This window comes from Gemmatimonadaceae bacterium (assembly GCA_020852815.1).
Taxonomy (GTDB): domain Bacteria; phylum Gemmatimonadota; class Gemmatimonadetes; order Gemmatimonadales; family Gemmatimonadaceae; genus SCN-70-22.
Genome location: JADZAN010000003.1, coordinates 154,541 through 162,607 on the forward strand (window position 1 = coordinate 154,541; position 8,067 = coordinate 162,607).

The following is an 8,067-nucleotide window of genomic DNA, read 5'->3' on the forward strand; positions in this document are numbered from 1 at the left end:
CGTTCATCCGGGACATCCCGGGATCTTCAACACGAGGCAGTCATGCAGAAGCGCTCACTCGGCACCAGCGGTCTCGAAGTCTCCGCCCTCGGCTACGGCGCGATGGGCCTGAGCTACGGCTACGGCCCCGCGACCGACCGCACGCAGGCGGTCGCGATCATCCGCGCGGCGGTCGAGCGCGGCGTGACGTTCATCGACACCGCCGAGGTGTACGGCCCGTTCGTGAACGAGGAGGTCGTCGGCGAAGCACTCGCGCCCGTCCGCGACCGCGTGGTCATCGCGACCAAGTTCGGCTTCGACATCGACGCGGCGACGGGCGTGAACCACGGGGGAGTGAACAGCCGCCCGGACCACATCCGAGCGGCGGTCGAGGGGTCGCTTCGCCGCCTGCGCGTCGAGACCATCGACCTCCTCTACCAGCACCGCGTGGACCCGGACGTTCCGATGGAAGACGTCGCGGGCACGGTGCGAGAGCTGATCGCCGAGGGGAAGGTCAAGCACTTCGGGCTCTCCGAGGCCGGGGAGCAGTCCATCCGCCGCGCCCATGCCGTGCAGCCCGTCACCGCGCTGCAGAGCGAGTATTCGCTCTGGTGGCGGGAGCCCGAGACCAACGGCGTGCTCGCGACGTGCGAGGAGCTGGGCATCGGCTTCGTGCCGTTCTCCCCGCTGGGCAAGGGATTTCTCACGGGCAAGATCGACCAGACCACGACGTTCCAGCAGGGCGACCTGCGGGGCACGACGTTCCCGCGCTTCACGGAGGAGAACCGGAAGGCGAACCAGACGATGGTGGACCTGATCACGCACGTTGCGGCCGACAAGCACGCGACGCCGGCGCAGATCGCGCTCGCCTGGCTCCTCTCGCGGAAGCCCTGGATCGTGCCGATCCCCGGGACGACGAAGTTGCATCGACTCGAGGAGAACCTGGGCGCCGTCGACGTCGTGCTGTCCGCCGACGACCCGCGGGACCTCACCGCCGCCGCGGAGCGCATCCCGGTGCAGGGCGACCGCTACCCGGCGGCCATGCAGGCGCGCGTCGGACGATGAGCGCGCGCGTGGACGCGTTGGACGCGTCGGTGGACCGCCCGCTTGTGCGGGACGCGACGGGCGCGGACCTGCCGCGCCTCGGACGGCTCGGCGCGCTGCTCGTCGAGGAGCACCACGCGTACGATGAGCGGCGCTTCCTGCCGACGCGCGAACGGCTGCCGCTCGACTACGCGGGGTTCTTGCTCCGCCAGATGCGCGACGCGAACGCCGTGGTGCTGGTCGCGGAGGACCACGGGGACGTGATCGGCTACGCCTACGCGACCGTCGAGGGCCACGATTACATGGCCCTCCGCGGCCCCGCCGGCGTCCTGCAAGACGTGATTGTCGACCCGGAGGCCCGGGGCCGCGGCGTCGGGTGCCTGCTGCTCGAAGCGGCGGTCGTGGCGCTCGCGGCGCGCGGCGCCCCGCAAGTCGTACTGTCGACCGCGGCGCGCAACGAGCGCGCGCAGCGACTCTTCGCGCGCTCAGGCTTCCGGCCCACGATGATCGAGATGACTCGGGAGCTGGGCGGCGATCCTTCACACGAGGAGGGGCGATGACGAACGTGATCGTGGTAATCGGGGCGGGCCAGATCGGCCAGGCCATCGCGCGCCGGGTCGGTGTGGGCAAGCACGTCGTGCTCGCCGACCTGCGCGAGGACAATGCGAAGGCGGCCGCCGAGGTGATGGGGAACGCCGGCTACGACGTGAGCACGGCGACGGTCGACGTGTCGTCGCGTGACGACGTGCACGCGCTCGCTGCGCGGGCCGCCGGCCTCGGGGACGTCACGGGCCTCATCCACGCCGCGGGCGTCTCCCCGTCGCAGGCGCCGCCGGCGACGGTGCTCCGGGTCGACCTGTACGGCACGGCCCTCGTGCTCGAGGAGTTCGGCGGCGTCATCGCCCGCGGCGCATCGGGCGTCGTCATCTCGTCGCAGTCCGGGCACCGCCTGCCGCCACTCTCGGTGGAGCAGAACCGCGCGCTCGCGACGACGCCCACGGAAGGGCTGTTGGGCCTCGACTTCCTGCAGCCCGACCGGGTCAAGGACTCGCTCCATGCGTACCAGCTCGCGAAGCGCGGCAACTCGCTGCGCGTGATGTCGGAGGCCGTGCGCTGGGGACAACGCGGTGCGCGCATCAACACGATCAGCCCGGGCATCGTCATGACGCCGCTCGCGAAGGACGAGCTGACCGGGCCCCGGGGCGCCGGCTACCGGCGGATGATCGAGGGATCGGTGGCGAGGCGGGCCGGGACCCCGGACGAGGTGGGCGCCGTGGGCGCGCTGCTCATGGGCCCTGACGGCGGCTTCATCACCGGGAGCGACTTCCTGATGGACGGCGGCGTGACGGCGTCCTACTGGTACGGCGACGTCAGCGAGGTGCGTACTCCCGCGGAGGACAACGCATGAAGATCACGCGGAGTGGCGCGCAGCGGTCGGCGAAGGGCCCCGCGGACTGGTTTACGGGCACAGTCCGCATCGACCCATTGTTCGCCGCCGAGGGCGGCGCGCGGGCCGCGGGCAACGCGGTCACGTTCGAGCCCGGGGCGCGCACGGCGTGGCACACTCACCCGCTTGGCCAGGTGCTCATCGTGACCTTCGGCCGGGGGCTGGTGCAGCGCGAGGGCGGGCCCGTCGAGGAGATCCGACCGGGCGACGTCGTGTGGTTCGAGGCGGGTGAGAAGCACTGGCACGGCGCGGCGCCCGAGACGGCGATGCAACACATCGCCGTGCAGGAGGCGCTCGACGGCAAGGCGGTCGAGTGGATGGAGCACGTGAGCGACGAGCAGTACGGCCAACCTGGAGGAGCAGCGAAGTGAGAGCCACCGTGATGTACGGCCCGGGCGACGTCCGGATCGAGACCGTGCCCGATGCCGCGATTCGGACGCCGACCGATGCGCTGGTGCGCGTGACGCGCGCCTGCATCTGCGGCAGCGACCTGTGGCCGTACAAGGAGATGGAGCGGACGGACACTGGACGCCGCATGGGCCACGAGTTCATCGGCGTCGTCGAGGATGTGGGCGCCGACGTGCGCACGGTGCAGTGCGGTGACGTCGTGGTCGCGCCGTTCGCCATCTCTGACGGCACGTGTGAACTGTGCCACGAGGGTGTGCACACGTCGTGTCTCCACGGCCAGTGGTGGGGCGGCAAGGACAACGACGGTGGCCAAGGCGAGGCGGTGCGTGTGCCGCTCGCAGACGGCACGCTGGTCAAGCTGCCCGTCGGCGCCGATGACGCGCTGATGCCGTCGCTGCTCACGCTCTCCGACGTGATGGGCACGGGGCACCACGCGGCGCTCGCCGCGCGCGTGGCGCCCGGCAAGTCGGTCGCGGTCGTCGGCGACGGCGCGGTGGGACTCTGTGGCGTCATCGCCGCCAAGCGGCTCGGCGCCGAGCAGATCATCCTGTTGGGCCGGCACGCCGACCGGATCGCGCTCGCGCGCGAGTTCGGCGCGACCGACGTCGTCAGCGAGCGCGGTGAGGAAGCCGTCGAGCGGGTGCGCGTGCTGACACGCGGGATTGGTGCGCACGCGGTGCTCGAGTGCGTCGGCAGCGCGCCGGCGATGGAGACGGCCACGCGCATTGCACGGCCCGGCGGCGCCGTCGGACGCGTCGGCGTCCCGCACTACGACGCGGTGCCCGACACGACGCGGACGTTCTACGACAACGTGACCGTGAGCGGGGGGCCGGCGCCGGTGCGCGCCTACATCGAAGCGCTGCTGCCGGACGTGCTCGAGGGCCGCATCCAGCCGGGCCGCGTCTTCGACCGTGTGACGGACCTCGAGGGGGTGCCCGACGGTTACCGCGCGATGGATGAGCGCGAGGCGATCAAGGTGATGATCACGTTCTGACGGCGCACGTCGCCGCGAGGTGGGACGACATGGACGGGACGCTGCACGCCGCCCTCGCCGGGTGGGGCAACTTCTACCTCACGACCGGAGCCGCAGCCGCGACGCTGACAGGGCTCATGTTCGTCGTGCAGAGCCTACTGGCCGCCGGGACTCAACCAGCAAACGAGGGAGACCGCGAGGGCGGAATCTCCGCGTTCGGGACACCGAACGTCGTGCACTTCACCCTCGCACCGGTCCTCTCCGCGGTGCTCTCCGCACCCTGGCCGACGTACCTCGGTCTACGGGAGACGCTCGGCCTCTTGGGAGTGGGAGCGCTGGTCTACGCTGGTGTGGTCCTGCGCGGGGCACGAGGGAAGAACGCTCGGCGGTGACTTGGTCTGCTGCGCGCGGCGAGAGCGAGGACTCGAGTGTCGGGGCACTGCCTTCCCCTGTCTGAGATGGAGAGCCCTGTGCGCGCGCAGGCTGCTCGGACCGATTGTCGATACATCGCCGGAGATTGTCGATAGAGCGTCGGAGCGTACACAGGTGATTGCGAAATGAGTTCGGCAATCTGCGAAGTCGTTTTTGCAGAGCGTATGGTGCAACGTGGATTCGGGAGCAGGGTAACCCCTAGGATCTACGTGAGATACGTCAAGAGCACCGGCCAGATCGGCCGGTGCTCTTGATCTTTGAGGGGCTTCCGAGGTCTGGCGAGTCCAGCCACGCTGACCGGGGCCGCGCAACGTTGTCGATCCGACGGGGGAGCTTACCGACGCATGTCCGATCCCATCAATCGTACGGTCGCCTTGTAGAGAGGCTCTGGCTTCAGCCCCGGCGGACGGTACGTGATTGTTCCATACACGACCGTACCAGGGTTCGGAGGGGGCGGCGGCGGGCTACACGACGGATCTGCGTCGTCGCAGATTTGCACCGAGATCGTGCCATGCGACTGCGCGCCTGGCATCATCTCCGGATCGATGGAGCCATCCGGCCTGCGCACCGGGAGCTGGTTCATCACCTGCACCACGCGACCTGCGCGCCACACGAGGTACCATGTCGATCCGTGAGTCGGCACCACCGGTCGCCCAGCATACACAGAAGGCGCACCTCGCGATGCATCGACCATCACCCCCAGCGCGAAATTGCCATCGACGCGCGTTTCAAGGTCGAGGCGCAACGTCCGGCGCTGGCCCGCTGCCATTGAGGGGAGTAGCAAGACGCGCTCCGCTTGGCCATCCTCGCGAAACGTCACCGTGATCTCACGCGTCGGTATGCGTGCGCGAATACCGAGCTCGACGGCGCGACCGCCAGCAGCAACGCGTACCTGTTCGAGCAGTGCGACGACGGATGCTTCGCCGTTCATCACGCGCGCTCCTCCTAGGCCCTCCGCATCCGGTGTGGAGACGCTCGCCGTTGCTTCGTGCCGTGCGGGGGCGCCCGATGTGGTGTCTTGGCAGCCAGCGCTGACGAGCAGGACCGTCAGCGCCACGCAGATCACTTGCAGAGGTTCCCCGCGCCTACAGGTACTCGGACGATAGCGAGTCGTTCGTGCTCCCCTGTCCATTCGCCACCTCCCCCGCTGTTTGAACCGCCCCGGGTTTACAGGAGACTCGGTTCGTTGGGTCCTCAGGCCACGGCTTGCTTGGCACCAAGGGTGATCGTGTCGTAATGCTGGACCTCGAACTCGGCTGGGGGAAGGTAGCCGAGTGGTTCGAGGAGCCGTGTCGTGTTGAACCAGTGGACCCACGAGAGGGTCGCGAACTCGACGTCCTCGAGGGAACGCCACGGTCCGCGCCGGCGAATGACCTCCGTCTTCAACAGACCGATCACGCTCTCCGCCAGGGCGTTGTCGTACGCGTCCCCGCGACTGCCGACGGACGCTTCGATGCCGGCCGCCGCGAGCCGCTCGGTGTAGCGAATCGCGAGGTATTGCGACCCGCGGTCCGAGTGGTGAATCAGCGGCGCCGCCGGCTGCCGGGCGTACACCGCTTGCTCCACGGCGTCGAGCGCGAGATCCGTGCGCATGGTGGCCGAGGCGCGCCAGCCGACGATGTAGCGTGAGAACACATCGATGACGAAGGCGACGTACACCATCCCGCCCCACGTCGCAACGTACGTGAAGTCGGCGACCCACAGTTCGTTCGGGCGCGTCGCGCTGAAGCGCCGCTGGACGAGATCCGCGGGCCGCGGCGCCGTCTCGTCAGGCACCGTCGTGTACACGCGCCGGCCGCGCACGACGCCCGCGAGCCCCTCGGCATGCATCAAGCGCTCGACGGTACACCGTGCGACCGACGTCCCCTCACGCCGCAGTTGGTGCCACACCTTCCGCACGCCGTAGAGGCCCTGACTGTCGTCCCAGACGCGCCGAATCGCGCGGCGCACCACGGCCTCCCGTTGCACGCGCGGGGCGCGACGCGACGGGTCCCGCGCGTGGGCCCGCGCCTCGTAGTAACTGGACGGCGCGATCTCCCGCACTGCGCAGATCGGCTCGACACCGTACGGTTCGCGATGCTCCTCGATGAACCGGTACATCACGTCCCGCGGCGGTCGAGCTCCGCCTGGGCGAAATACGCCGCCGCCTTCTTGAGGATCTCGTTCGCCCGCCGGAGCTCCTTGACCTCGCGCTCCAACGCGGCGACCCGCGATTGCTCCTCCGTCGTGACGCCGGGGCGTACGCCGTCATCCACTTCGCTCCGCCGCACCCACCCGCGGAGCGTTTCCGGATGACAGCCGATCTTCTCCGCGACCGAGCAGATCGCCTGGTACTGGCTCCCGTACTCGCGCTGGTGCTCACGCACCACGCGGACGGCCCGGTCCTTGACCTCGGGGGAAAACTTCGTTGGTCTGCCCATACTCCAACCTCACAGGGATTGGAGTCTCCGGTAAACCCGGGGTGGTTCACCACCGCGGAGTAGCTGGCGGTCGTTGCGATTCTTGCGGTTCCAAGTGCTTTCAACACGGAGTAGCTGTGTTGAAAGTCAAGCGGTGGTGGCCAGTCCGGGCTGCCACCGCTGCTGCGTCTTGAGCATCGCGTTGAGGATCGTGAGCAGGCGCCGGATGCAGGCGGTGAGCGCCAGCTGCGCGGGTTTGCCGGCGGCGCGCAGGCGTTGATAACACGCGCGGAGCACCGGATTGCAGCGAATTCCGCTGATGACCGCCATGTACAGGGCTGCCCGCACGGGCGCGCGGCCCCCCCAGCAGGTGCGTCGCCCGCGCAGGCGCCCGGAGTCGCGCGCCAGCGGGGCGACCCCCACGAGCGCGGCAATCTCGCGCCGGGACAGGCGCCCGAGCTCCGGCAGCTGCGCGATGAGGCAGCGGGCCGTTTGGGGCCCCACCCCCGGCACGCTCCGCAGCAACGCGTCCTGCGCCTGCCACACCGGGCTGCGGCGGAGCCACTGCCCCACCTCGTCATCCGCCTCGGCCAGTGCGCGCTCCAGGGCCCGCATCACGCGCTGCAGACTCGGGCGCACGCTCCGCCGCGCCACCGCGAGGCGGTTCTTCTCGGCCGTGAGCATTTCCACCAGCTGGCGCCGCCGCTCGAGCAGCGCCCGCAGCTCCAGCAAGGCGTCGTCCGGGAGCGGGCGCGGCGGCGGGCGCACCACCGCGCCAAACTGCGCGAGCACCGCCGCATCGAGCCGGTCGGTCTTCGCCAATTGCCCCGTGCTGCGCGCGAAATCGCGCACCTGGCGGGGATTCACGACGACCACCGGCAACCCGGCCGCCGCCAACGCGCTCGTGACCGCCTGGTGGTACACGCCCGTCGCCTCAAGCACGATCACCGCCGGGTGCAATGCCTCCAGCGCCACCACGAGCGCGGCGATCCCCCGGGCCGCATTCTCGACCTGCCAGCCCCGCCCCGCATACACCGCCACGTCCAGCGTGGCCGCACTCACATCGATCCCCACCGCTTCCACCGCGTGCACCGCGTGCACAAGCGGCGCCGGTCCGTCTGTCGCGTCCATCGCGTGTCGGCCTCCTTCCGGGTCCAAGGTCGGTGCCGCCGATCGCGCACGCCCCGCCTTGCGAGATCCGAGCTCCCCACGGCGTTGGACCGGGGGGCTCCGGTAGCTGTTCGGGCTCTCGGCGATCGCGGCGACGGCGCTCCCACTCCGTGACGGGCTCGGCCCACCGCCCGGCCCCGACACACCACGGACGAGCTGCCGCCGCCTTGAGCCTACACCTGGTTTACCAACCTTCAATGGAGACATACAAGGAC

9 protein-coding genes and 1 other annotated feature are annotated in these 8,067 nt (G+C 69.9%); of the genes, 6 read left to right on the forward strand and 3 right to left on the reverse strand.

Annotated elements, in window-relative coordinates:
- Positions 1-42 precede the first annotated feature (42 nt).
- The 6 genes from IT359_03640 to IT359_03665 are packed head-to-tail and all read left to right on the forward strand — an operon-like array spanning position 43 to position 4,243.
- A complete protein-coding gene (locus IT359_03640) occupies positions 43-1,044 on the forward strand; it encodes an aldo/keto reductase (GenBank protein ID MCC6928065.1) in 1,002 nt (333 codons plus the stop codon).
- Positions 1,041-1,583: a GNAT family N-acetyltransferase gene (locus IT359_03645; protein MCC6928066.1), complete on the forward strand. Its 543-nt coding sequence runs from the start codon at positions 1,041-1,043 to the stop codon at positions 1,581-1,583. Before IT359_03640 ends, IT359_03645 begins: the two co-directional genes overlap by 4 nt.
- Positions 1,580-2,431 (forward strand): SDR family oxidoreductase, encoded by an 852-nt coding sequence (locus tag IT359_03650; protein ID MCC6928067.1) that lies wholly within the window; start codon positions 1,580-1,582, stop codon positions 2,429-2,431. Before IT359_03645 ends, IT359_03650 begins: the two co-directional genes overlap by 4 nt.
- Positions 2,428-2,841, forward strand: coding sequence for a cupin domain-containing protein (locus tag IT359_03655; protein ID MCC6928068.1), 414 nt, complete (start codon positions 2,428-2,430; stop codon positions 2,839-2,841). The genes IT359_03650 and IT359_03655 overlap by 4 nt, the downstream gene beginning before the upstream one ends.
- Complete coding sequence (locus IT359_03660) at positions 2,838-3,872, forward strand: zinc-dependent alcohol dehydrogenase family protein (GenBank protein ID MCC6928069.1); 1,035 nt, start codon at positions 2,838-2,840, stop codon at positions 3,870-3,872. Before IT359_03655 ends, IT359_03660 begins: the two co-directional genes overlap by 4 nt.
- 29 nt (positions 3,873-3,901) lie before the next feature.
- The gene (locus IT359_03665; protein ID MCC6928070.1) at positions 3,902-4,243 is read left to right on the forward strand and encodes a hypothetical protein; all 342 of its coding nucleotides are present in this window, start codon (positions 3,902-3,904) and stop codon (positions 4,241-4,243) included.
- Between the two features lie 374 nt (positions 4,244-4,617).
- Here IT359_03665 and IT359_03670 read toward each other — a convergent pair whose 3' ends face one another.
- The 3 genes from IT359_03670 to IT359_03680 all read right to left on the reverse strand — a co-directional run bounded on the left by IT359_03670 (position 4,618) and on the right by IT359_03680 (position 7,813).
- A complete protein-coding gene (locus IT359_03670; GenBank protein ID MCC6928071.1) occupies positions 4,618-5,217 on the reverse strand; it encodes a hypothetical protein in 600 nt (199 codons plus the stop codon).
- Between the two features lie 260 nt (positions 5,218-5,477).
- Positions 5,478-6,703, reverse strand: a protein-coding gene (locus tag IT359_03675) for an IS3 family transposase (protein ID MCC6928072.1) whose coding sequence is annotated in 2 segments (ribosomal slippage) — positions 5,478-6,421 and positions 6,421-6,703 — 1,227 coding nt in all. Because the reading frame shifts where the segments join, the coding sequence is not laid out codon by codon here.
- Positions 6,309-6,425: a sequence feature (AL1L pseudoknot), on the reverse strand. It overlaps the preceding gene by 117 nt.
- Before the next feature lie 126 nt (positions 6,704-6,829).
- A complete protein-coding gene (locus IT359_03680; protein ID MCC6928073.1) occupies positions 6,830-7,813 on the reverse strand; it encodes an IS110 family transposase in 984 nt (327 codons plus the stop codon).
- Positions 7,814-8,067: the final 254 nt, after the last annotated feature.

Coding starts and splice junctions, on each gene's coding strand:
- IT359_03640 (MCC6928065.1), top strand. CDS start 43: ATGCAGAAGCGCTCACTCGGCACCAGCGGTCTCGAAGTCTCCGCCCTC.
- IT359_03645 (MCC6928066.1), top strand. CDS start 1,041: ATGAGCGCGCGCGTGGACGCGTTGGACGCGTCGGTGGACCGCCCGCTT.
- IT359_03650 (MCC6928067.1), top strand. CDS start 1,580: ATGACGAACGTGATCGTGGTAATCGGGGCGGGCCAGATCGGCCAGGCC.
- IT359_03655 (MCC6928068.1), top strand. CDS start 2,428: ATGAAGATCACGCGGAGTGGCGCGCAGCGGTCGGCGAAGGGCCCCGCG.
- IT359_03665 (MCC6928070.1), top strand. CDS start 3,902: ATGGACGGGACGCTGCACGCCGCCCTCGCCGGGTGGGGCAACTTCTAC.
- IT359_03680 (MCC6928073.1), bottom strand. CDS start 7,813: ATGGACGCGACAGACGGACCGGCGCCGCTTGTGCACGCGGTGCACGCG.